Origin of the sequence: Stenotrophomonas ginsengisoli, assembly GCF_001431485.1 — a bacterium.
In the GTDB taxonomy this organism is placed as follows: domain Bacteria; phylum Pseudomonadota; class Gammaproteobacteria; order Xanthomonadales; family Xanthomonadaceae; genus Stenotrophomonas; species Stenotrophomonas ginsengisoli.
The window spans coordinates 1-22170 of record NZ_LDJM01000018.1 but is presented as its reverse complement, the minus strand read 5'-3'; the positions used below and the strand labels follow the sequence as shown (position 1 = coordinate 22170).

Genomic DNA, 22170 nt, shown 5'->3' with positions numbered 1-22170 from the left:
CGCCTCCACGTTAAGCTGCTCGACCCCGCATTTTCGAGAATCGCCCCCATGCAACGCCGCTACCTGCAACTGGATGTCTTCAGCGAACGCGCCGGACAGGGCAATCCGCTGGCCGTGGTGGCCGATTGCGACGGCCTGGACAGTGCCGCGATGCAGGCCATTGCCGCCTGGTTCAACCTGTCCGAAACCGCCTTCCTGCTGCCGGCCGATGACGGCGCCAGCTACCAGGTGCGCATCTTCACCCCGGTGCAGGAACTGCCCTTTGCCGGCCACCCCAGTGTCGGTGCGGCCTGGGCGGCGGTGGAGCTGGGCCTGGCCGAACCGGACGATGCGCGCCAGCTGATCCAGCAATGCGGCGCCGGTCTGCTGCCGGTGCGGGTGGTGGGCAGCCGCTGGTTCCGCCAGCTGCATGTGCGCAGCCCGCAGGCCAGCCGCCTGCCCACCGCGCTGGAGGCCCTGCCCCCGGGCCTGGCCGCACTGGCCCATCCGGCGCATGCCCCGGCGTTGTGGAACAACGGCCCGGACTGGTGGCTGCTGCGCGCGCGCAGCGAAGCCGAACTGCGCCGCTATGCGCCCGAGCTGGCCGCCATCGCGGCCCTGCCGGGCAAGGGCAAGCTGGCCGTGTACGCCCCGGCAGACCGCCCGGACGTGGGTTACCAGTACGTGGTGCGAGCCTTCGCCCCCGGGGTCGGCGTCAACGAGGACCCGGTCACCGGCAGTGCCAATGCCCTGGTGGCCGCCGCCCTGCTGGAGAGCGGCGAATTGAAGCCGGGCAGCCAGTACCTGGCCAGCCAGGGCCGCGAACGCGGCCGCAATGGCCAGGTACATGTGCAGATCGACGCAAAGGGCGAGGTCTGGATCGGCGGCAGCGTGCAGCCGGTGGTCAACGGCCAACTGCAGTGGTGAAGCCTGCACGCACCTGACCCAGCCACACAGCAACAAGGCCAGCCTCCAGGCTGGCCTTGTTGCATGCGCCATACGCAGCGCTACCCGGCGCGGCAGGCTTACTCGGCCTGGTACACCGGCACCCCGTCCACCCAGGTGGCCAGCACCTTCAGCTGCGACAGCGCCTTGCCGTCGACCTGCAACGGGTTGCCGTCCAGCACCACGAAATCGGCGCGCAGGCCTTGGCGCAGCATGCCCACCTCCAGCTCTCCGAAGCCGGCATAAGCGGCGCCGCTGGTGAAGCCGGCCAGGGCCTGGGCCGGGCTCAGACGCTGGTCGGCATACCAGCCACCGGCCGGCAGGCCCTGGCCATCCTGACGGGTCACCGCCGCCTGCAGGCCCAGACGCGGGTCCACCTGCTCCACCGGAAAATCCGAGCCCAGGGCCAGATGCGCACCACTGTCGGCCAGGCGCTGCCAGGCATAGGCCCCCTTGATCCGCTCGGCACCGACCCGATCCTGCGCCCAGCCCATGTCCGAGGTGGCATGGGTGGGCTGCATCGAGGCAATCACGCCCAACTGGCCAAAGCGCGCGATATCGGCCTCGGCCAGCACCTGGGCATGCTCCACGCGCCAGCGCAGGTCCTGCCCCGTATGGCCAGCCAGCACGCTCTGGTAGTTGTCCAGCACCAGGCGGTTGCCACGGTCACCGATGGCATGGCTGGCCACCTGCACCCCGCAGGCGGCGGCCTTGCGGCTGGCGGCCAGATGCTCGTCCGGCGTCATCATCAGCAGGCCATGGTTGTGCGGGTCATCGCTGTAGGGCGCCAGCATCGCCGCACCACGGCTGCCCAGTGCGCCATCGACAAACAGCTTCACCCCGCGCATCTGCAGGCGGCCACCGGCATGGCGGTACAGGCCGTTGGCACACAGGTCGGCCAGCGCCTGCCCGTCCCCATCGGCGTAGGCATCGATGCGCAGCGGCAGCTTGCCGGCATCGGCAAAGCGCGCGAACCGCGCCAGCTCATCGCGCGACACGCCCATGTCATGCACGCCGGTCAGGCCATTGGCCACGGCCACGGCCAGAGCCTGGCCCAGGCGACGGTCCAGTTCGGCCGGCGCGTGGGCCGGGATATGCGCGGCGACCAGGGCCGAGGCCGCGTCCACCAGCACGCCGCTGGGCTGGCCCTTGGCATCACGTTCGATGCGTCCGCCCTCCGGCTGCCAGTCCCCGGCCAGCGAGCGCCCCTGCTGCTGGGCCAGGCGCAGCGCGGCCGAGTTGACCCACGCCGCATGACCATCCACACGGTCCAGGTACACCGGGCGTTCGGGAAAAGCCGCATCCAGATCGGCCGCCGTCGGGAAGGCCTTTTCCGGCCACAGGTTCTGGTCCCAGCCGCGGCCGATCAGCCACTGCCCCGGGGCCAGGGTCTTCTCGGCGGCCTGCAGGCGGGCGATGACCTCGGCCTTGCTGTCCACGCCCCACAGGTTGGCTTCGCTCAGGATGTGGCCCAGGTTGACCAGATGGGCATGGGCATCGATCAGCCCCGGCACGATGGTGGCCGTGCCCAGGTCCAGCAGGCTGGCCTGCGGATACTGCGCCTGCAGCGGCTCGCGCTGACCCAGGGCCAGCACCCGGCCACTGTCGGCATCGACCACCATGGCCTGCACCTGGACCTGCTGCGGATCACCGGTCACGATCTGCCCGGCACTGACCAGCTGCACCTGGGCAGCGGCCGCCGAGGAAAACAACAGCGCACCCACAGCGCCACACATCAAGCCGTTACGTTGCATCACATCACCCCCAGGCTCATCAACACGGTCAGTGCCCCACTATGCCAGCTGCGCGCCTGCCTGCCACAGCGCCGACCCTTGCCGGACGCCCTGACGCAGCACGCTGGTGCTTGCCGGTCGCGCTGAAATGCCCCCCAAGTAGCAAAAACCCGATCTTTTTGCCGATAAAAACCATTCCCCCTATTGGCGCGGCTGCCTGATTGCCCTACATTTCGATTGCCGACGGGGTCGGCAGACCTAACAACCCAACCGTTCACGGATCAGGAAAAAATGGCAAAGACTGTCAGCAAGGCTGCCCCGAAGAAGGCAGTAAAGAAGGCCGCAACCAAGGTTGCCGCCAAGCCGGCCACCATCAAGCCGATCAAGGAAGCCCTGACCAAGTCCGGTCTGGTCGCCCACCTTGCCGAAACCACCGGCGTCGCTGCCAAGGACGTGCGTGGCGTGCTCGCCGCCCTGGAAGCCACCGTCACCGCATCGGTGCACAAGAAGGGCGCAGGCAGCTTCACCCTGCCGGGCCTGATGAAGATCACCACCGTGCACGTGCCGGCCAAGCCCAAGCGCAAGGGCATCAACCCGTTCACCAAGGAAGAGCAGGTCTTTGCTGCCAAGCCGGCCACCACCAAGATCAAGGTGCGCCCGCTGAAGAAGCTCAAGGACGCCGCGCTCTGATCTTCTGATCAGCAACGTGCCCAACGGGACGGCTCAGGCCGTCCCGTTTTTTTTGCGCCAGTTGAACCGCAGCTGCGCGCCGCACCGCAGGCATGTTCCCCTGCCCCTGCCGCATCGGTCACGATGGGCTACCCCCATCCGAGATCTGATGCCATGCGCCTGCCTTCGATGCTGCTGTACACCGTACTGGCTGCCACCAGCCTGGGCCTGGCCGGCACCGCCAGTGCGGCCCTGCAACGCCACGATGATGGTTTCAGTGTCGGCATCGAGCAGATCACCCCGCACCTGCAGCAGCAGTTCCCCTGGCAGCAGGCACTGATCGAGGGCGTACTGGAGGTGTCCCTGCAGCGCCCGGAACTGCAGCTGCTCGATGACCGCGCCCAACTGGCAGTGGACATCAGCACCCTGAGCCTGGGCCAGCGCAGCGATCTGGGCCGTGCCCAGGTGTCGAGCAAGCTGCGCCTGGATCCGCACAAGGGCGCGGTGTACCTGGAACAGCCGCAGCTGATCGGCTTCACCCTGGCCGATGGGCGCAGCGTGCCGGTGGATGCGCAGACCGCGCAGATGATCAACCAGGTACTGGCCAGCTATGCCAGCCAGCAGCCGGTCTACACCCTGCCTGCCGCCTATGCGGCGATGGCTGCCGGGGTGGATTCGCTGCAGATCGAGAACGGCTGGCTGCGCGTGCGCATGGCGCGCTGAGCCGGCCGCAAGACTCAGCGCTTGGGCTGGAGCATGGTGCCGGTGCAGTTGGGTGCGCCGCAGCGGCAGGCCCAGATCTTCTTCAGCCGCTCGGTATGACGCTCGGCCAGGCGGATGCCGTAGTTGTAGGTCAGCTCCTCGCCTACGGCGATCGGACGCAGCGCCTCGATCACCACCTGGTCGCGGCGGCGGTCATCGCCGTCATGCTCCACGATCAGCGCCTCGCAGTTGGGGGCGCAGCTGTGGTTGATCCAGCGCGCGACATTGCCCTTGCGGGTGCCGTCGATCACCCACTCATCGTTGAGGGTGAACAGGAAGGTGTGGCCGCTTTCCACGTCCCCGGCCTCACCGGCATCGACATCGGCATGGCTGCGCAGCTCGCCCTTGTACTCGATGATGCGCTCGCCCTGGGCGATGTCGGCCACCGCAAAGACGCCATTGCCATGGATGCTGGATTTGCGCTGCCGGATCTTCAAGGGCATGAGTTGGGTGCCGGTTGGTCAATGGGTGTGGGGTGATTCTGCTTGATCGCTGTGCCCACGCCCAGCCCCGCCCCGGCCATGGGCTGGCAAACACCCGCACAGGCAGTACTTGCGGCCAGCCTGGGCACATCCACTGCCGCCGCCTGAACCCATCACCCCGGGCTGACTTGGAGCCCCGGCACACAAAGCGTACAATTTCAGTCCCCTTTGAACCTTTCCTGTGATCGGCGATGCTGCGCGTCACCAAGCTCACTGACTACGCCACCGTGGTGCTGACCGTGCTTGCCGCACGGCCGGGCCAGGTGCTCAGCGCCACCGAACTGGCCGAAGCGGCCGGGCTGGAGGCCACCACCGTGGCCAAACTGCTCAAGCCGCTGGCCCAGGCCGGGTTGGTGGTGGGCCTGCGCGGAGTCAATGGTGGTTATCGCCTGGCCCGTGACGCCCAGGCCATCAGCCTGATCGAAGTGGTACAGGCGATGGAAGGCCCGCTGGCCATCACCGAATGCAGCCAGGACCACAACAACTGCGGTATTGCCCACCAGTGTGGCGTGCGCAGCCAGTGGCGCCTGATCAACGATGTACTGGCCGATGCCCTGCGCAGCGTCACCCTGGCGCAGATGCTTCAGCCCACCCCTGACACCCCGGCCGCGCGCTCGATCAGCGCCGCGCTGGTTTCCTGACAACACCGTAAGTAGGCAGCCCCCATGGCCACCGAATCTCCTGACGCCGGCATTGTCGCCGACACCTCCAATCGCGAAATCCACGAGCAGCTGGGCCGCAAGTACGACGCCGGTTTTGTCACCGACATCGAATCGGAATCCCTGCCGCCGGGTTTGAACGAAGACACCATCCGTGCCCTGTCGGCCAAGAAGAACGAGCCGGAGTGGATGACCCAGTGGCGTCTGGAGGCCTACCGTCACTTTTTGACCATGGACCAGCCGGACTGGGCCAAGCTGGAGATCGCCCCGATCGACCTGCAGGCCCTGAGCTATTACTCCGCGCCGAAGGGCCCGAAGTACAAGTCCTGGGATGACGTGCCCAAGGAGCTGCTGGACACCTACGACAAACTGGGCGTGCCGCTGCACGAGCGCGCCAAACTGGCCGGCGTGGCCGTGGATGCGGTATTCGACTCGGTCTCCGTGGGCACCACCTTCCGCGAGGAGCTGGCCGAGAAGGGCATCATCTTCTGCTCCATCTCCGAAGCCATCCATGACCACCCGGAGCTGGTACGCAAGTACCTGGGCTCGGTGGTACCGGTGGGCGACAACTACTTCGCCGCACTGAACTCGGCCGTGTTTTCCGATGGCAGCTTCGTGTTCATTCCCAAGGGCGTGCGCTGCCCGATGGAACTGAGTACCTATTTCCGCATCAACGCCAGCAACACCGGCCAGTTCGAGCGCACCCTGCTGATCTGCGAGGACAAGGGCTACGTCTCCTACCTGGAAGGCTGCACCGCGCCGATGCGCGATGAGAACCAGCTGCACGCTGCGGTGGTCGAGCTGGTGGCCCTGGAAGATGCCGAGATCAAGTACTCCACGGTGCAGAACTGGTACCCGGGTGACGAGAACGGCGTGGGCGGCATCTACAACTTCGTGACCAAGCGTGCCGAGTGCCGTGGCGCCCGCTCCAAGGTGACCTGGGCCCAGGTGGAAACCGGCTCGGCCATCACCTGGAAGTACCCGTCCTGCGTGCTGCTGGGCGATGACTCCTCCGGCGAGTTCCACTCGGTGGCCCTGACCCACCACCGCCAGCAGGCCGATACCGGCACCAAGATGATCCACATCGGCAAGCGCACCAAGAGCAAGATCGTCTCCAAGGGCATCAGCGCCGGGCGTGGCCAGAACACCTACCGCGGCCTGGTCAAGATGGACCGTGGCGCCGAAGGGGCACGCAACTACACCCAGTGCGACTCCCTGCTGATCGGCAAGCAGTGCGGCGCCCACACCTTCCCTTACATCGAGGTGCGCAACCCCACCGCCACCGTCGAGCACGAGGCCACCACCTCCAAGATCAGCGATGACCAGCTGTTCTACTGCCGCTCGCGCGGCATTGCCGAGGAAGACGCGGTATCGCTGATCGTGGACGGCTTCTGCAAGCAGGTCTTCCGCGAGCTGCCGATGGAGTTCGCCGTCGAGGCCAAGAAGCTGCTGGACGTGTCACTGGAAGGTTCGGTCGGCTGAGCCTGCTCGCCCCGCCTTCCCCTGCCCTTATCTGCGCGGCTGCGGCCGCCACACGGAAAAAACATCATGTTGAAGATCGAAAACCTCCACGCCCGCATCGGTGACAAGGAAATCCTCAAGGGCCTGAGCCTGGAAGTGAAGCCGGGGCAAGTGCACGCCATCATGGGCCCCAACGGCGCCGGCAAGTCCACCCTGGGCAACGTGCTGGCCGGCCGTGACGGCTATGAGGTCACCGAAGGCACCGTGCAGTTCGCCGATGCCGAGTTGCTGGAACTGGAGCCGGAAGAGCGCGCCGCCGCCGGCCTGTTCCTGGCCTTCCAGTACCCGGTGGAAATTGCCGGGGTCAACAACACCTACTTCCTGCGCGCCGCGCTCAATGCCCAGCGCAAGGCCCGTGGCGAGGAGGAACTGGATTCGATGCAGTTCCTCAAGCTGGTGCGGCAGAAGCTGGCCGTGCTGCACCTGAAGGACGAACTGCTGCACCGTGGCGTCAATGAAGGCTTCTCCGGTGGCGAGAAGAAGCGCAACGAGATCTTCCAGCTGGCCGTGCTCGAACCCAAGCTGGCCATCCTGGATGAAACCGACTCGGGCCTGGACATCGACGCGCTGAAGAGTGTGGCCGATGGCGTCAATGCCCTGCGCAGCCCGGAGCGTTCGTTCCTGGTGATCACCCACTACCAGCGCCTGCTGGACTACATCAAGCCGGACGTGGTGCACGTGCTGGCTGATGGCAAGATCGTCAAGACCGGCGGCCCGGAGCTGGCCCTGGAGCTGGAAGCCCACGGTTACGACTTCCTCAAGGACCGTGTCGTGCGCGAGGCTGCCAAGTAATGACCGCCCTGCTCACCTCCCTGGCCGAAGGCTTCAACGGCAGCGACGCGCGCCGTGCCGAGCTTGACGCCACGCTGGCCGCCGGCCTGCCCGGTGCCCGCAACGAAGCCTGGAAGTACACCCCGCTCAAGGCCCTGGAACGCCGCAGCTTCGCTGTGCCCGGCCCCGCCCAGCCGCTGGCCGATGCCGCCCTGCTGGCCGACATCCCGGCCCCGCGCCTGGTCCTGGTCAACGGCCAGCTCGATACCGGCGCCTCGGACCTGACCGGCCTGCCGGCCGGGGTCAGCGTGCAGTCGCTGTCCAGCCTGCTGGCCAGCGGCGAGGACAATGCCCGCTTCCTGGCCCGTCGCTATGACAAGGCCGAGGAGGTGTTTGCCCGCCTCAACGGCGCCCTGGCCAACGAGGGTGTGGTGATCAAGGTCGATGACAACATCGTCGCCGAAGCACCGCTGCACCTGGTGTTCGTGGCTCAGGGCGAGGCCGCCGAACAGGCCTGGCACCTGCGTCACCTGATTGAACTGCGCACCGGCGCCAGCCTGAGCGTGGTCGAACACCACCTGCAGAGCGGCAACGCCAAGCACCTGGTCAACCAGCTGATCCATGTCCACCTGGCCAGCGGTGCGGTGCTCGAACATGCCCGCGTGCAGGCCCAGGGCGACGGCCTGACCAGCTTCCTGCGCACCGACGCCGTGCTGGCCCGTGATGCGGGCTACAACCGTGTGGACCTGGAACTGGGCGCAGCCCTGAGCCGTCACGAACTCAATGCCCGCCTGGAAGGCGACAACGCCCAGCTCACCGCCAACGGTGTGCTGCTGGGCAGTGGCCGCCGCCATATCGATACCCGCCTGGGCATCGAACACATCGCCCGCGACACCAGCTGCGAGCTGCTCTGGCGCGGCGTGGGTGCGGAGCGTTCGCGCGTGGTGTTCCACGGCGGCATTGCGATCCGTGCCGGTGCCGACGGCACCAATGCCAACCTGTCCAACAAGAACCTGCTGCTTTCGGCCAATGCCGAGATCGATACCCAGCCGGTGCTGGTGATCGACGCCGACGAGGTCCAGGCCGCCCACGGCGCCACCGTTGGCCAGCTCGACCAGAACGCCCTGTTCTACCTGCGCTCGCGCGGCATCCCGGCCACTGCAGCGCAGGCCATGCTCTCGGCGGCGTTCTGCGTGGAGCCGCTCAAGGCCCTGAGCCCGCCGCTGCGCCAGGCCCTGGACGGCTATGTGCAGGCCGCGCTGGAAAAGGCTGGCATGGCATGAGCAGCATCGACTGGACCCAGGTCCGCAGCGACTTCCCGCTGCTGACCCGCCAGGTACACGGCAAGCCGCTGGTCTACTTCGACAACGCCAACACCGCGCAGAAGCCGGCGGCGGTGATCGAGGCAGTGGATGATTTCTACCGCCGTTACAACGCCAATGTCAGCCGCGCCGTGCATGCGCTGGGCAGCGAGGCCACCGACGCCTACGAGGGCGCGCGCGCCACCCTGGCCCGCCTGCTCAACGTGCGCAGCGACGAGCTGGTGCTGTGCAGCGGCACCACCTTCGCGATCAACCTGGTGGCCTACAGCTGGGCCCTGCCGCGCCTGGCCGCCGGCGATGTGATCGTAGTCTCGCGCATGGAGCACCATGCCAACATCGTGCCCTGGCAGCTGGTGGCCCAGCGCACCGGTGCCACCATCCGCGTGGCCGAGCTGCTGCCCGATGGCTCGCTGGACATGGACGCGCTGGGCAAGGCCCTGGATGGCCGGGTCAAGCTGCTGGCCATTGCCCATGTCTCCAACGTGCTGGGCACCATCAACCCGGTGCGCGAGATCTGCAAGCTGGCGCGCAAGCGCGGCATAGCCACCGTGGTCGATGGCTCCCAGGCCGTGCCGCACATGGCGGTGGACGTGGCCGCCATTGGCTGCGACTTCTACGCCTTCACCGGCCACAAGGTCTGCGGCCCGACCGGCACCGGCGCGCTGTGGGCCCGTCGCGAGCACCTGCAGGCGATGCCGCCTTTTCTGGGCGGTGGCGAGATGATCAAGGAAGTGTCGTTTGAAGGCACCACCTTCAACGATGCCCCGCACAAGTTCGAGGCCGGCACGCCCAACATCGCTGGCTTCATCGGCCTGGGCGTGGCCGCCGACTACCTGACCAGCCTCGGTCTGGACCAGGTGCAGGCCCGCGAAGCGCAACTGCTCGCGCACTTCACCGAGGAGCTGGGAAAGGTCGACGGCCTGCGCCTGATCGGCACCGCCAAGGACAAGGCCGCGGTGGTCAGCTTCCTGATCGACGGTGCCCATGCCCATGACCTGGCCACCCTGCTGGACCTGGAAGGCGTGGCCGTGCGTTCGGGTCAGCACTGCGCCCATCCGCTGCTGCAGTACTACGGGGTAGCGGCCACCTGCCGCGCCTCGCTGGCCTTCTACAACACGCACGAGGAAATCGAGGCCTTCATGGCCGCGCTGACCAAGGTGCGTCGCCTGCTGGGCTGAGCCGGCCAACCGGCAGCGGCCTACGGGCGGCTGCCGGCATCAGGCAAGGGCTAGAAAACGGGCAGATGCTTGATCGCCTGCACCTTTGGGTACAACGCCAGCATGGCCAGCAGCGCCGCCAGCAACAGCCACGGCCCGATGGCGGCGAACATTGCCCAGCCCTCACGTGCCAGCCAATGCAGTAGCGTGCCGATGCCGACCAGCCCCACCAGCCACATCGCCGGCAGGCAGACCAGCATCAGCAACCGCGACATCAGGCCCTGGACCGAGTGTGGCTGCGCCATCGCCAGCACCAGCAGGACGCCACCCACCGTGCACCACGCCAACACGGTGACCAGCAGGCCGATACCCTGCCACGGCTCCAGCGGCGCCTCAGGCAAGCGGCGCCTGATCGTCGCCCACCGTAACGGTCTGGACGGCGGCAGCGGCGGCGGTTCCGCGCCATACTGATGCCCTTGTTCCTGCTGATCCTGCCTGCGTTCCATGTCCAACCTCCCCAGCGTTTCATTCCGCCCGGCCACTGCGGCCGACATTCCCGCCCTGATTACCCTGGTCACCTCGGCCTACCGAGGCGATGCCAGCCGCGCCGGCTGGACCACCGAAGCAGACATCCTGGACGGCCAGCGTGTGGATGCCGAAGGCCTGCTGGGCGACCTGCAACGGCCGCGCAGCGTGATCCTGCTGGCCGAACAGGCTGGCCAGATCGTGGGCTGCTGCCATCTGGCCGATGAGGATGGCCACGGCTACCTGGGCATGTTTGCCATTGCCCCGACCCTGCAGGGCTCGGGTCTGGGCAAGCAGCTGATGGCCCGGGGCGAGGCCATGGTGCAGGAACTGTGGGGCCTGCAGAGCATGCAGATGACGGTGATCGACTGCCGCGCCGAGCTGATCGCCTTCTATGAGCGCCGCGGCTACGTGCGCACCGGCATCACCCAACCCTTCCCCTACGGCGATGCGCGCTTTGGCCTGCCCAAGCGCGACGACCTGCGTTTTGAAATTCTCGAAAAGAATCTGGAGCCCCACGCATGAGCAGCTGGACCTACATCTGCGCCAGTGCCGAGCTGCTGCCCGGCGAGATGCGCACCGGCTTTGACGAGGTTACCGAGGCGGCGATCGTGGTGTTCAACCTGGACGGCACCCTGTACGCGCTGGAAGACCTGTGCACCCACGATGAGTTCGAGCTCTCCGCCGGTGTGTTCAATGCCGACGAGGGCAGTGTGGAATGTGTGCTGCACGGTGCCCGTTTCGATGTGCGTGACGGCCGCGCCCTGTGCGCCCCGGCCTACACCAGCGCCACCCGCTTCCCGGTCAAGCGCGAGAACGATGGCATCTGGGCGCGCGACGATCGGGAAGACTGATAGCGAGAAAAGTTCTCGTCTACAGTTGCAAACGCGAATTACTCGCATTAGCATGGCGCACGGCATTCCGCCGTGCTCCCTGTGCCCATGCGCCCACTCCTCCATCCGCTGCAGCGTTTGACGATCGCGCACCATGCGCTGATCTGGCTGCTGCTGATGATCGGCATGGCCAGCCTGGCCCCGCCGCTGGCCGCGCAGCCCCACACCGGACCGGCCTGCAGCCAGGCCCTCACCCCCGACACACCACAGCCCGGGCCGGACCCGCAGCTTTACATCGAGCTGTTGGCTGAATCAGGCAACGCACAGGCAGAACATGCCTGCCCTGCGCATTGCCTGCCTGGTCGCTGCTCCGCTCTGCCCCTGTTCTGCAACTGGCCATCGCTGCCGGCGGACTGCACGTACCCGATCCCCTGCTTGGCCGCTACCAGGCCAATGCACCGCCACGCGCCTGATCGATCGAGCGGCCGGCTTGCCGGCCCTGTGTACCTGTAGATCCCTTCCGACCTCCGGGTCGGTACCGATGCCCTGACATGGCCACTGCGGCCATGCACTTCCTGCTGGAACCCCAATGAGCACTCTGCGTCCCACGCCCCTGTCCTCGGCCCTGCTGCTGGCCCTGGCTGCCCCCGCCCTCGCCCATGCCTCCACGGCGCCGGCAGATGAAACCTCCAGCGTCGACAGCGCCACCGATCTGGACAAGGTCCAGGTCACCGGTAGCTGGTTCGCGCCGTCCTCCTCCAAGTTCACCGCCGCCCTGCTGGACACCCCCAAGTCGGTCACCGTGGTCAACAAGGAGACCCTGCAGGAAATCGGCGCCACCACCCTGGTGGACGCCCTGCGCATGGTCCCGGGCATCACCTTCGGAGCCGGCGAAGGCGGCAACTCCACCGGCGACCGGCCGTTCCTGCGTGGCTTTGACGGCCAGAGCAACATGTTCGTGGATGGCCTGCGCGACGTCGGCACCCAGAACCGCGAAGTCTTCGCCCTGGAGCAGCTGGAAGTGGTCAAGGGCCCCAGCTCGGCCTACGGCGGCCGCGATTCGGGCGGCGGCAGCATCAACCTGGTCAGCAAGACCCCGAAGCTGACCGACCAGACCCGCATCAGCATGGGCGTGGGTACCGACGGCTATGCCCGCGGCACCATCGATGCCAACTACGTGCTGGGTGACGGCATTGCGGCCCGCCTGAACCTGCTCAAGCACGACAACGACATTGCCGGCCGTGACTTCGTCAACAACAGCCGCTGGGGCATCGCACCGTCGATCGCCTTCGGCCTGAACGGCCCGCTCAAGCTGATTGCCAGCCATTACCACCTGCAGACCGATGACCTGCCCGATGCCGGCGGCTTCCCGTTCGGCAACCCGGAAACCAAGACCACCGTGGGCCGGCCGATGGTGCCGGACCGCAACAACTTCTACGGCCTGCTTGACCGTGATTTCCAGCGCACCCGCGCCGACATCACCACCGTCGATGCCAGCTACGAGCTGGGCAACGGCCACACCCTGCGCAATGTCGCCCGCCTGGGCAACACCAGCAACGACTACCTGTGGACCCAGCCGGACGACAGCAAGAACAACCCGAACCTGTACGGCACCCTGTGGCGCCGTACCAACTCGCGCGCCATCGATACCCAGACCCTGGCCGACCAGCTCAGCCTGACCGGCGCCTTCCAGACCGGCCGCCTCAAGCACAGCTACAGCGCCGGCGTGGAATACAGCGAGGAAGAAAGCAGCAAGGGCAGCTATGTGCTCGGCGGCGGCGGCACCAACAACCCGCTGACCGGCAACACCGCCTGCGCCACCACCGGTGCGGCCACCGGCTACAACTGCACCGACTTTGCCAACCCCAACCCGCGTGACCCGTGGGCGGCCACCCATCCGGTGACCCGCAGCGACAAGGCCCTGGACGTGACCCAGACCACGGTCACCAAGTCGGCCTACGTGTTTGACACCATCGAACTGAGCGAGCGCTGGCTGCTCAACCTGGGCTTGCGCTGGGATGACTACGACACCGAGATCGTGACCCCGGTCGCCGGCAAGGCTCCCACCGTGCTGCCCTACAGCGACAGCTTCCTCAACTACCAGGCCGGCCTGGTGTTCAAGCCGACCAGCAACGGCAGCATCTACTTCTCCTGGGGCACCTCCTCCACCCCGCCGGGCATGGACAGCGGCGAAGGCAATGACTCGCTGACCGCGGCCATCGCCGACCTCAAGGCCCAGGAAACCAGCAACATCGAGCTGGGCACCAAGTGGGACCTGCTGGACAACCGCCTGAACCTGACCGCCGCCATCTTCCACACCGAGATGGACAATGCCCGCGTCACCGTGGACAACGGCACCACCCAGAACGCCGGCAAGAAGGTCATCGACGGCGTCGAGCTGGGCGTGACCGGCCAGCTGAGCCGCAACTGGAGCGTCAGCGCCGGCTACACCTGGATGGATTCGGAACTGAGCGAGAACGGCTACGTGTGCTCGGTTTCCAGCCGCAACGGCTGCCCGGCGCCGGGCGTGTGGGTGGTCTCGCCCAACAACGGCAACCTGTTCCCGAACACCCCGGAGCACTCGGCCACCCTGTGGACCAGCTACCGCTTCGGCTCCGGCCTGACCATCGGCGGCGGTGCCAGCTACGTGGGCAAGCAGTACGGTGATGCGGCCAATACCAAGTGGATCCCGGGCTACACCCGCTTCGACGCCATGGCCAGCTACACCATCAGCGACAACGTCAGCGTGCAGCTCAACGTGCAGAACCTGACCGACAAGCTGTACTTCACCAAGGCCTACGCCTCGCACTACGCCGGCATTGCCCCGGGCCGTTCGGCGACGCTGGCCCTGAACGTGGGTTTCTGAGCCTGGAACCCCGGCAGACCGACAAGCCCCGCTCAGGCGGGGCTTGTCGTTGTGGACCTCCTGCGCACAGCATGCACGCTGCGCGCTGGCGCTTTTTTCGATACAGGCTTTCTCCATGCAGCCAAGCACTCCCCAACTGGCCAGCGATGCCCTGGCCGCGCTGTTTGCCCGTGACCCGGGCGCCGCTGCCGCCCAGGTGCAGCAGCTTGCCCAGGGCGGCGACGTCCAGGCCCAGGCCGTGTACGCGCAACTGCTGTGCGAAGGCAAGGGCGTGCAGCGCGACCCCGAACTGGGCCTGCACTGGTACACCGTGGCGGCCACCGCCGGCCATCTGGGCGCCATGAACATGGCCGGCCGCTGCCTGGAACGCGGCTACGGCTGCAACGCAGACCCGGCCCTGGCCGCGATCTGGTACAAGCGCGCCGCCGGGCATGGCCTGGACTGGGCGATGTACAACCTGGCCAACCTGCTGGCCACCGGCCGCGGCCTGCCGTGTGATCCACAGCAAGCCTTTGCCCTCTACCTGCAGGCGGCCCGGGCCGGCCATGCCAAGTCGATGAACCTGGTCGGCCGCTACCTGGAAGAAGGCCTGGTGGTCCCGGCCGATCCGGATGCGGCCCTGGACTGGTACCGCCGCTCGGCGCAGGCCGGTGATTTCCGCGGCCAGGCCAGCCTGGCTTCGATCCTGGTCCAGCACGGCCAGCTGGAGCAGGCCTGCCACTGGCTGGGCCGTGCCATCGCCGCTGGCAGCCCCGCCTTCCTGCAGCAACTGGCCACGCAATTGCGTGCCGCCCCGTTTCCCGCCCTGCAGGCACTGCTGCCCGCCATCGAGCAGCGGCTGGCCAGCCTGGACCCGATGGCCACCGGCTGAAATCCCCCGCCATCGGTCAACAAACGACGGCCCGTCCTTGCGAACGGGCCGTTGTCGGTTCAGGCGCAGCCAATCCGTCCGGGGGCCGGGCTCAGCAGTCGGCCCAGCGCCGCAGCAGGTTGTGGTAGACGCCGGTGAGCTTGATCACCTGGGCATGGTCGTTGCCCAGGGTCGGCACCAGGCCCTGGATGGACTGATCCAGGTCGTACAGCAGGCGGCGCTGGCCATCGTCGCGGACCATGCTCTGCAGCCAGAAGAACGAGCTGACCCGTGCGCCACGCGTCACTGGGGTGACCCGGTGCTCGCTGGAGGACGGGTACAGCACCATGTCACCGGCAGCCAGCTTGACGCTGTGCTCGCCGAAGGTGTCCTGGATGATCAGCTCGCCGCCGTCATAGTCGGCCGGGTCGGTCAGAAACAGGGTGCAGGACAGGTCACTGCGCACACGGAAATCACTGCCACGCAGCATGCGGATGGCGTTGTCGATGTGGGTACCGAAAGCCTGGCCACCGCCATAGCGGTTGAACAGTGGCGGGAACACCTTCAACGGCAGTGCCGCGGCAATGAAGGCCGGCGACTTGCCCAGCGCATCAAGAATGAAATCCCCCACCTGGCGCGCCACCGGCGAGCCTTCGGGCAGTTGCTCGTTGCGCTTGGCCAGCGCCGACTGCCGCCCGGAGGTGACATTGCCGTCCACCCACTCGGCCGCATCCATCAAGCGTCGGCACTGGGCCACCTGGTCGGGGCTGAGCACCTGGGGAATCTGCAACATCATCGGCGCGGTCAGCCTGTGGGAATGTCGGCCCATGATACATGGGAATGGTTCTCATTCGATGATCTGGATCAAGGACATCCGCGTGTGGGCGTGCGAGTCTGTCGCAGCTCAGTTGTTAATGGTTTGCATTTGCGAATCAATCTCATTAACATACCCTCACAAGACTGAACCTTTGATTCACGTCGCCTTATTGCCGCCGGCCCTGCCGTTGCCGCACCTGCCGAGAACACACATGACTGCCTGCTCCCGACATACCCGCTCCCTCCACCGCGCACCGCTGGGCCTGGCCCTGCTGGCCATCCTGTCTGCGCCGGCCACCGCCAGCGCCGAGACCCTGGCCGCGCCGACCCTGGACAAGGTGGTGGTGACCGCAGCGGGCTTCGAGCAGAAGATCACCGATGCCCCGGCCTCGATCTCGATCGTCACGGCCGAGGAGCTGGCCCAACGCCCGTACATCACCCTGCTCGATGCGGTGCGCAACCTGGAAGGCGTGGACATCGGCGAGACCCGTGACAAGACCGGCCAGGGCACGGTGTCCATGCGCGGCATGGGCAGCGACTACACCCTGCTGCTGATCAACGGCCGCCGTCAGAACAACCACGGCGACATCTACCCCAACAGCTTCGGTGGCAACCAGTTCAACCACATCCCGCCGCTGGATGCGATCGAGCGCATCGAAGTGATCCGCGGCCCGATGTCCACCCTGTACGGTGCCGATGCGATGGGCGGTGTGATCAACGTGATCACCAAGCGCGAGCTGGACCAGTGGTCCGGCTCGGCCACCATCGGCCGCAGTTTCGAAAGTGACAGCGACTTCGGCGAAGACACCACCGGCGATGTCTATCTGACCGGCCCGCTGGTACCGGGCAAGCTCAACCTGGCCGTGCGCGGCAGCTGGTACGAGCGCAAGGCCTCCAACCCGACCTATGCCGATGTGATCGACCCGGCTGGTGAGGCGCACAGCCGTTCGCTGGGCTTTGGCGGCGGCGGCAAGACCGTGGACAACACCAACAAGTCCGCCGGCGTGTCGCTGGCCTGGACCCCGACCGACAACCAGACCATCACCCTGGATGCCGATGTCTCGCGCCAGGAATACGACAACAAGATCACCATCAACGATGCCGGCGTGGAGGAATACCCGGTCGGCACCGTGGACAACTACGGCGCGATGCTGCGCGTGGGCAACAACGGCCGCGTCGAGCCGCGTGCCGGCTACGCACCGACCCAGCAGTTCACCCGCAACAATCTCTCCCTGACCCACGAAGGCAACTGGGAGTTCGGCAACTCGCTGGTCTCGCTGGCCTACGTGGAAACCGAGAACAAGGGCCGCACCCTGCCCTTCACCGTGGCCGAGCGCCAGCAGGTGCAGCAGCTGTGGAACAGCGCCTGCACCAGCCTGGGTGGCAGCGTGTCCGCCGCCACCGGCTACTGCGCTCCGAGCGCAGCGATGGGCTACCGCAATGCCAACGCCTGGAACAACCTGTCCGAGGCACAGAAGCTGGCGGTGATGCAGGACAACCTGTCGGCCGAACAGTTCGCCGCCCTGCAGGGCTACCTGCCGCGCCCGCAGCGCAGCCTGGAAAGCAGCCAGCTGACCCTGGATGCCAAGCTGGACATTCCCTTCCAGGCCGCCGGTGACCACATCGCCGTGGTCGGTGCCCAGCTCATCCGTGGCGAACTGACCGATGGCGTGTTCGGCATGGAATCCGGCGCCCCCGGCGGCACCCAGGACCACAACATGGTCTCGCTGTTTGTCGAGGACACCTGGAAGATCGCCGCCCCGTTCTCGCTGACCGCCGGCCTGCGCTACGACGACCACGAGGTGTTCGGTGACCACTTCAGCCCGCGCCTGTACGGCGTGTACACGCTCAACCAAGCCTGGACCTTCAAGGGCGGCGTGAGCACCGGCTTCAAGACCCCCAAGACCACCCAGCTGTATGACGGCGTGGTCGGTTTCGGCGGCCAGGGCACCAGCCCGCAGTACGGCAACCCGGACCTGCAGCCGGAAACCAGCACCTCCTACGAGCTGGCGGCCTACTGGCAGAGCCCGGCCGGGCACAGCTTCAATGCCACCGCCTTCCGCAACACCTTCGATGACAAGATCAGCTCGCAGCCCTGCGGTGCCGGCCTGCTGACCCAGTGCGCAGGCACCGGCGACTTCGGCAACATCGGCTACACCCCGTCGGCCAGCCGCAACGTCAACATCGACAAGGTGGTGATCCAGGGCGCCGAGGTCTCGGCCAGCTGGCAGCTCAGCCCGGCACTGGACCTGCGCGCCAACTACACCTACACCGATTCGGAACAGCGCAGCGGCGCCGAAAAGGGCCTGCCGCTGGGCGACAGCGCCCGCCACATGGCCAATGCCACCCTCAACTGGCACCTCAACGAACAGTTCAACCTGTTCCTGAGCAGCGAAACCCGTTCCAAGCGCTTTGAAGGTGTCTCGGCCATCAGCGGCGCACCGCTGTACTACCGCGACTACACCGTGCTGCACCTGGGCGGCTCCTACGCGGTCAATGAGTTCGTCACCATCAATGCGCGCATCAACAACCTGCTGGACCGCGACTTCACCACCTACTCCACCGAGTTCACCGACCTCAACGGCGACGGTGTGTACGAAGACGGCAGCGACGAAGTGATCTACCGCGACCACTTCAACAACAAGGACAAGGCACGCAGCCTGTGGATGAGCGTGAACGTGCGCTTCTGATCCCACTGATCCGGTCCTGGCCCCCACACAGCCCGCCCCGTGCGGGCTGTGTGCTTTCTGCCCGGCCGGGGCGGGCACCGCCGCCAGCTTTGGCGCAATCGCGCGCAATATCAAAAGCCGGCGTCCGCCGCTGGCAAAGCGGCAATACCGCCCCCAGCGCGCCATCACCATCGCCATCGGCCCACTCACGGCAATGGCGATTTCAAACGCCCTTCAATGGCCGTTGAAACCATGTGCCCGGCGCGTTTTGCCCGTGTGCATCAAAGCCCCTGCCTGCATGGCCGGAAACGGCTTGCACGGCCTGCAACGCGTAGCCAGGCACTACCCTGGCCTGGCTCTGGCCGGCCGGGTTGACACGGGTGATACACAAGGATACATATTGCGAATCATTCTCATTAATGATTAACTAGGCAACTCGAACAACGGTCCTGCCTGCGTCTGTGAGTGCCCTTCCTTCCCCGACTGCCAAGCCTGCTGCGGCCAACCGTGGTTTCTGGCTGCGCACCCTGCACCAGTGGCACTGGATCAGTTCGGCGGTGTGCCTGATCGGCATGCTGCTGTTTGCCGTCACCGGCATCACCTTGAACCACGCCAGCCAGATCGAGGGCACCCACGAGGTCAGCCACCGCCAGGTCCAGCTGCCTGACGAGCAGCGCGAGAAGCTGCTGGCCATCGACGCCGACAAGGCGCCGCTGCCGGCCAGCACTGCGGCCTGGCTGGGGCGTGAGCTGGGCATCTCGATCGGCCGCCGCGAAGCCGAGTACAGCGCCGGCGAGGTCTACCTGTCCATGCCCGGCCCGGGCAGTGATGCCTGGATTGCAATCAACACCGATGACGGCCAGGTCGAGTTCGAACAGACCAAGCGTGGCGCGGTGTCCTACCTCAACGACCTGCACAAGGGCCGCAACACCGGCCCTGCCTGGGGCTGGTTCCTGGATGTGTTCGCCGTGGCCTGCCTGGTGTTCTGCATCACCGGCCTGTTCCTGCTGCACCTGCATGCCCGCCAACGCACCCTGACCTGGCCGCTGGTCGGCCTGGGCCTGGTGATTCCGGTACTGATTGCCCTGCTGTTGATCCACTGACCTTTGGAGCTTTTCATGCGCACCACCTTTACCCTCGCCCTGGGCGGCCTGGTTGCCAGCGCCCCGGCCGTTGCCGCCACCCTGGAAGTCAACGTCGAGATCCCGCGCCTGAACGTGGCCGAATACCACCGCCCGTATGTGGCGCTGTGGGTGGAAGACGCCAGCGGCAAGCACATGACCAACCTGTCGGTGTGGTACCAGCAGACCGCCAACGCCGAAGGCCACGGCACCAAGTGGCTGCCGGACCTGCGCCAGTGGTGGCGCAAGAGCGGCCGCACCCTGACCGTGCCGGTGGACGGCATCACCGGCCCGACCCGCCCGGCCGGCAAGCACCAGTTGTCCTTCAGCGACAGCCAGCCGCAGCTGCGCAACCTGGCCGCCGGCCAGTACGTGCTGGTGGCCGAATCCTCGCGTGAGGTCGGTGGCCGTGAGCTGGTGCGGGTGCCCTTCAGCTGGAAGAGCGCCGGTGCCACCAGCGGCAGCGCCAAGGGCGATGTCGAGCTGGGCGAAGTGCGCGTCAGCGTGCGTCGCTGATCCCTTATTCCTTTCACCACCAACGAGTGAACCCGATGAAGCGTACCCTTGCCCTGGCCGCCGCCCTGGCCATCCTGATCCCCTTCACCGCCAGCGCCCACAAGCAGTGGCTGCAGCCCTCGGCCACCGTGGTCGCCGGTGCCGCGCCGTGGGTCAGCGTCGATGGCGCCGTGTCCAACAACCTGTTCTACGTTGACCACGTGGCCATGCGCACCGACAACATCGTGGTCACCGCCCCGGACGGCAGCCACCCGGCCATCGCCAATGCCCACACCGGCAAGCTGCGCAGCGTGTTCGACCTTGAACTGAACCAGCCGGGCACCTGGCGCGTGGCCTCGGTCAACGCCGGGCTGATGGCCAACTGGACCGAAGACGGCAAGCCCAAGCGCTGGCGCGGCAATGCCGAAACCTTCGCCAAGGAAGTGGACACCAGCAAGGCCGACCTGCGCGTGTCTGAAACCGTGGGCCGGGTGGAAACCTTCATCACCAACGGCAACCCGAACGACACCGCGCTGGCCCTGACCGGCAAGGGCATCGAGTTGCAGGCGGTGGACGGCCACTTCAACGATCTGTTCGCCGGCGAGACCAGCACCTTCAAGGTGTTCATCGACGGTGCCCCGGCCGCTGGCCTGGAGTTTGAAATCATCCGTGGCGATACCCGTTACCGCAACGCCCAGGAAGAGATCAAGGCCACCTCCGATGCCAATGGCCAGATCAGCGTGACCTGGCCCAGCGCCGGCATGTACTGGGTGGAAACCACCAGCAGCGATGCCAAGACCTCGGTGCCGCAGGCCGCCCAGCGCCGCCTGAGCTATGTGGTCACCCTGGAAGTGCTGCCGCAGTAAGCCGTGTCAGCAACGCCGGGAGCCTGCCGCTCCCGGCGTTGTTGTTTGCCGTTGCCTTGAGTGAGCGTCATGGAACAACCGCCGACCATCGCCACCCTGGGTGGCCACAGCATGGGCACCACCTGGAGCGTGCGCCTGGTGGTGGCCGCGCAGCGCGACCTGCGCCCGTTGCATGACGGCATCACCGCGCGTCTGAACGAAATCATCGTGCAGATGAGCACCTGGGAAGAAGCCGCGCTGATCAGCCGCTTCAACCGTGCCCCGGCCGGCACCGGCTTCACCCTGCCGGAAGAATTTTCCTCCGTGCTGGCGGCCGCACTGGACGTGGCGCGCGCCAGCGACGGCGCGTTTGACCCCAGCATCGGCCCGCTGGTGGCCCTGTGGGGCTTTGGTGCCCACGCCGGTGCACAGCAACGCCCGGATGCCACGACCCTGGCCGCCACCCGCGCCCGCTGCGGCTGGCAGCGCCTGGCCTGGCAACCCGGCCAGCCCCTGGTGCAACCGGGCGGCCTGGAACTGGATTTTTCGGCCATCGCCAAGGGCTATGCGGTGGACCACATCAGCGCCTGGCTGCAGCACTGCGCTGTGCCGGCCGCGCTGGTGGAAGTGGGCGGCGAGCTGCGCGGCTACGGCCACAAGCCCGATGCCAGCCCGTGGCGGGTGCTGGTGGAAACCGGCCCGGAAGAAGATGCCGATGCCGACTGGCCGGCCCGCGTGCTGGCCCTGGATGGCCTGGCCGTGGCTACCTCCGGTGACCACTACCACCATTACCGCGATGCCGATGGTCTGGTCAGCCACAGCCTGGACCCGCGCAGCGGGCAACCGGTGGCCATGACCACCGCCGCGGTCACCGTGCTGGCCAGCAGCGCCATGCTCGCCGACGCCTGGGCCACCGCGCTGACCGTGCTCGGCCCGCAGGCCGGCCTGGCCCTGGCCGAGCAGCACGACCTGGCCGCCCGCTTTGTCAGCCGTCAGCCCGACGGCCCGCATGAACATTTGAGCCGCGCCTTTGCCGCGCTACTGGAAGACACCGCCATGGGAAGCAAGGCATGAACCGCGCGTTTTGGGGCAACACCGCCGTCATCGGCCTGCTGGTTGTGGCGGCCATCGTGCTGGGCCTGTGGCAGGC

22 protein-coding genes are annotated in these 22170 nt (G+C 66.8%); 18 read left to right on the top strand and 4 right to left on the bottom strand.

Going from position 1 to position 22170, the window contains the following annotated elements; translation table 11 throughout:
• Positions 1–48 precede the first annotated feature (48 nt).
• Positions 49–906, top strand: coding sequence for a PhzF family phenazine biosynthesis protein (locus ABB30_RS07320; protein ID WP_057637657.1), 858 nt, complete (start codon positions 49–51; stop codon positions 904–906).
• A gap of 98 nt (positions 907–1004) precedes the next feature.
• On the opposite strand, the gene ABB30_RS07315 is transcribed toward ABB30_RS07320, so the two are convergent.
• A complete protein-coding gene (locus ABB30_RS07315) occupies positions 1005–2660 on the bottom strand; it encodes an amidohydrolase (RefSeq protein WP_057637656.1) in 1656 nt (551 codons plus the stop codon).
• Positions 2661–2948: 288 nt separating this feature from the next.
• Here ABB30_RS07315 and ABB30_RS07310 point away from each other — a divergent pair, with 288 nt between their 5' ends.
• Positions 2949–3347, top strand: a complete 399-nt coding sequence (locus tag ABB30_RS07310) for an HU family DNA-binding protein (RefSeq protein WP_057637655.1) — start codon at positions 2949–2951, stop codon at positions 3345–3347.
• A 153-nt stretch (positions 3348–3500) separates the two neighbouring features.
• Positions 3501–4049, top strand: a complete 549-nt coding sequence (locus ABB30_RS07305; protein ID WP_057637654.1) for a DUF1439 domain-containing protein — start codon at positions 3501–3503, stop codon at positions 4047–4049.
• Between the two features lie 14 nt (positions 4050–4063).
• Here the strand turns inward: ABB30_RS07305 and ABB30_RS07300 are convergent, their stop codons facing one another.
• Positions 4064–4531, bottom strand: coding sequence for an SET domain-containing protein (locus ABB30_RS07300; RefSeq protein WP_057637653.1), 468 nt, complete (start codon positions 4529–4531; stop codon positions 4064–4066).
• 230 nt (positions 4532–4761) lie between these two features.
• Here ABB30_RS07300 and ABB30_RS07295 point away from each other — a divergent pair, with 230 nt between their 5' ends.
• The 5 genes from ABB30_RS07295 (at position 4762) to ABB30_RS07275 (ending at position 10021) form a co-directional block, all read left to right on the top strand.
• Positions 4762–5211 carry an SUF system Fe-S cluster assembly regulator gene (locus ABB30_RS07295; RefSeq protein WP_057637652.1) on the top strand — a complete coding sequence of 150 codons (450 nt, stop codon included), beginning with the start codon at positions 4762–4764 and terminating at the stop codon, positions 5209–5211.
• 24 nt (positions 5212–5235) lie between these two features.
• Positions 5236–6711, top strand: coding sequence for a Fe-S cluster assembly protein SufB (gene sufB, locus ABB30_RS07290; protein ID WP_057637651.1), 1476 nt, complete (start codon positions 5236–5238; stop codon positions 6709–6711).
• A gap of 66 nt (positions 6712–6777) precedes the next feature.
• Positions 6778–7542 (top strand): Fe-S cluster assembly ATPase SufC, encoded by a 765-nt coding sequence (sufC, locus tag ABB30_RS07285; RefSeq protein WP_057637650.1) that lies wholly within the window; start codon positions 6778–6780, stop codon positions 7540–7542.
• Positions 7542–8804 (top strand): Fe-S cluster assembly protein SufD, encoded by a 1263-nt coding sequence (sufD, locus tag ABB30_RS07280; protein ID WP_057637649.1) that lies wholly within the window; start codon positions 7542–7544, stop codon positions 8802–8804. The genes sufC and sufD overlap by 1 nt, the downstream gene beginning before the upstream one ends.
• Positions 8801–10021 (top strand): cysteine desulfurase, encoded by a 1221-nt coding sequence (locus ABB30_RS07275; RefSeq protein WP_057637648.1) that lies wholly within the window; start codon positions 8801–8803, stop codon positions 10019–10021. Before sufD ends, ABB30_RS07275 begins: the two co-directional genes overlap by 4 nt.
• A 50-nt stretch (positions 10022–10071) precedes the next feature.
• On the opposite strand, the gene ABB30_RS07270 is transcribed toward ABB30_RS07275, so the two are convergent.
• Positions 10072–10506 (bottom strand): hypothetical protein, encoded by a 435-nt coding sequence (locus ABB30_RS07270; RefSeq protein WP_152980623.1) that lies wholly within the window; start codon positions 10504–10506, stop codon positions 10072–10074.
• On the opposite strand from ABB30_RS07270, the gene ABB30_RS07265 reads away from it, so the two are divergent.
• The 5 genes from ABB30_RS07265 to ABB30_RS07245 all read left to right on the top strand — a co-directional run bounded on the left by ABB30_RS07265 (position 10505) and on the right by ABB30_RS07245 (position 15095).
• A complete protein-coding gene (locus ABB30_RS07265; RefSeq protein ID WP_057637646.1) occupies positions 10505–11050 on the top strand; it encodes a GNAT family N-acetyltransferase in 546 nt (181 codons plus the stop codon). The two genes, ABB30_RS07270 and ABB30_RS07265, sit on opposite strands and share 2 nt — an antisense overlap.
• Positions 11047–11379: a non-heme iron oxygenase ferredoxin subunit gene (locus tag ABB30_RS07260; protein ID WP_057637645.1), complete on the top strand. Its 333-nt coding sequence runs from the start codon at positions 11047–11049 to the stop codon at positions 11377–11379. Before ABB30_RS07265 ends, ABB30_RS07260 begins: the two co-directional genes overlap by 4 nt.
• Before the next feature lie 87 nt (positions 11380–11466).
• The gene (locus tag ABB30_RS07255) at positions 11467–11871 is read left to right on the top strand and encodes a hypothetical protein (protein ID WP_057637644.1); all 405 of its coding nucleotides are present in this window, start codon (positions 11467–11469) and stop codon (positions 11869–11871) included.
• A 76-nt stretch (positions 11872–11947) separates the two neighbouring features.
• A complete protein-coding gene (locus ABB30_RS07250; RefSeq protein WP_057637643.1) occupies positions 11948–14224 on the top strand; it encodes a TonB-dependent receptor in 2277 nt (758 codons plus the stop codon).
• A 115-nt stretch (positions 14225–14339) separates the two neighbouring features.
• Positions 14340–15095 (top strand): tetratricopeptide repeat protein, encoded by a 756-nt coding sequence (locus ABB30_RS07245; RefSeq protein WP_057637642.1) that lies wholly within the window; start codon positions 14340–14342, stop codon positions 15093–15095.
• Between the two features lie 91 nt (positions 15096–15186).
• On the opposite strand, the gene ABB30_RS07240 is transcribed toward ABB30_RS07245, so the two are convergent.
• Complete coding sequence (locus ABB30_RS07240) at positions 15187–15870, bottom strand: Fe2+-dependent dioxygenase (RefSeq protein ID WP_057637641.1); 684 nt, start codon at positions 15868–15870, stop codon at positions 15187–15189.
• A 232-nt stretch (positions 15871–16102) separates the two neighbouring features.
• Between ABB30_RS07240 and ABB30_RS07235 the strand changes: the two genes are divergently transcribed.
• The 5 genes from ABB30_RS07235 (at position 16103) to ABB30_RS07215 (ending at position 22094) form a co-directional block, all read left to right on the top strand.
• Positions 16103–18580 carry a TonB-dependent receptor domain-containing protein gene (locus ABB30_RS07235; protein WP_057637640.1) on the top strand — a complete coding sequence of 826 codons (2478 nt, stop codon included), beginning with the start codon at positions 16103–16105 and terminating at the stop codon, positions 18578–18580.
• 440 nt (positions 18581–19020) lie between these two features.
• Positions 19021–19662, top strand: coding sequence for a PepSY-associated TM helix domain-containing protein (locus ABB30_RS07230; RefSeq protein ID WP_057637639.1), 642 nt, complete (start codon positions 19021–19023; stop codon positions 19660–19662).
• Between the two features lie 15 nt (positions 19663–19677).
• Positions 19678–20196, top strand: a complete 519-nt coding sequence (locus ABB30_RS07225; protein ID WP_057637638.1) for a DUF2271 domain-containing protein — start codon at positions 19678–19680, stop codon at positions 20194–20196.
• A 35-nt stretch (positions 20197–20231) separates the two neighbouring features.
• Complete coding sequence (locus tag ABB30_RS07220) at positions 20232–21041, top strand: DUF4198 domain-containing protein (RefSeq protein WP_057637637.1); 810 nt, start codon at positions 20232–20234, stop codon at positions 21039–21041.
• 69 nt (positions 21042–21110) lie between these two features.
• Positions 21111–22094, top strand: coding sequence for an FAD:protein FMN transferase (locus ABB30_RS07215; protein ID WP_057637636.1), 984 nt, complete (start codon positions 21111–21113; stop codon positions 22092–22094).
• Positions 22095–22170 lie beyond the last annotated feature (76 nt).

Excerpts from the sequence above, each read along its gene's own strand:
- ABB30_RS07320 (WP_057637657.1), top strand. The coding sequence starts at position 49 with ATGCAACGCCGCTACCTGCAACTGGATGTCTTCAGCGAACGCGCCGGA.
- ABB30_RS07315 (WP_057637656.1), bottom strand. The coding sequence starts at position 2,660 with ATGTGTGGCGCTGTGGGTGCGCTGTTGTTTTCCTCGGCGGCCGCTGCC.
- ABB30_RS07310 (WP_057637655.1), top strand. The coding sequence starts at position 2,949 with ATGGCAAAGACTGTCAGCAAGGCTGCCCCGAAGAAGGCAGTAAAGAAG.
- ABB30_RS07305 (WP_057637654.1), top strand. The coding sequence starts at position 3,501 with ATGCGCCTGCCTTCGATGCTGCTGTACACCGTACTGGCTGCCACCAGC.
- ABB30_RS07300 (WP_057637653.1), bottom strand. The coding sequence starts at position 4,531 with ATGCCCTTGAAGATCCGGCAGCGCAAATCCAGCATCCATGGCAATGGC.
- ABB30_RS07295 (WP_057637652.1), top strand. The coding sequence starts at position 4,762 with ATGCTGCGCGTCACCAAGCTCACTGACTACGCCACCGTGGTGCTGACC.
- sufB (WP_057637651.1), top strand. The coding sequence starts at position 5,236 with ATGGCCACCGAATCTCCTGACGCCGGCATTGTCGCCGACACCTCCAAT.
- sufC (WP_057637650.1), top strand. The coding sequence starts at position 6,778 with ATGTTGAAGATCGAAAACCTCCACGCCCGCATCGGTGACAAGGAAATC.
- sufD (WP_057637649.1), top strand. The coding sequence starts at position 7,542 with ATGACCGCCCTGCTCACCTCCCTGGCCGAAGGCTTCAACGGCAGCGAC.
- ABB30_RS07275 (WP_057637648.1), top strand. The coding sequence starts at position 8,801 with ATGAGCAGCATCGACTGGACCCAGGTCCGCAGCGACTTCCCGCTGCTG.
- ABB30_RS07265 (WP_057637646.1), top strand. The coding sequence starts at position 10,505 with ATGTCCAACCTCCCCAGCGTTTCATTCCGCCCGGCCACTGCGGCCGAC.
- ABB30_RS07270 (WP_152980623.1), bottom strand. The coding sequence starts at position 10,506 with ATGGAACGCAGGCAGGATCAGCAGGAACAAGGGCATCAGTATGGCGCG.
- ABB30_RS07260 (WP_057637645.1), top strand. The coding sequence starts at position 11,047 with ATGAGCAGCTGGACCTACATCTGCGCCAGTGCCGAGCTGCTGCCCGGC.
- ABB30_RS07255 (WP_057637644.1), top strand. The coding sequence starts at position 11,467 with ATGCGCCCACTCCTCCATCCGCTGCAGCGTTTGACGATCGCGCACCAT.
- ABB30_RS07250 (WP_057637643.1), top strand. The coding sequence starts at position 11,948 with ATGAGCACTCTGCGTCCCACGCCCCTGTCCTCGGCCCTGCTGCTGGCC.
- ABB30_RS07245 (WP_057637642.1), top strand. The coding sequence starts at position 14,340 with ATGCAGCCAAGCACTCCCCAACTGGCCAGCGATGCCCTGGCCGCGCTG.
- ABB30_RS07240 (WP_057637641.1), bottom strand. The coding sequence starts at position 15,870 with ATGATGTTGCAGATTCCCCAGGTGCTCAGCCCCGACCAGGTGGCCCAG.
- ABB30_RS07235 (WP_057637640.1), top strand. The coding sequence starts at position 16,103 with ATGACTGCCTGCTCCCGACATACCCGCTCCCTCCACCGCGCACCGCTG.
- ABB30_RS07225 (WP_057637638.1), top strand. The coding sequence starts at position 19,678 with ATGCGCACCACCTTTACCCTCGCCCTGGGCGGCCTGGTTGCCAGCGCC.
- ABB30_RS07220 (WP_057637637.1), top strand. The coding sequence starts at position 20,232 with ATGAAGCGTACCCTTGCCCTGGCCGCCGCCCTGGCCATCCTGATCCCC.
- ABB30_RS07215 (WP_057637636.1), top strand. The coding sequence starts at position 21,111 with ATGGAACAACCGCCGACCATCGCCACCCTGGGTGGCCACAGCATGGGC.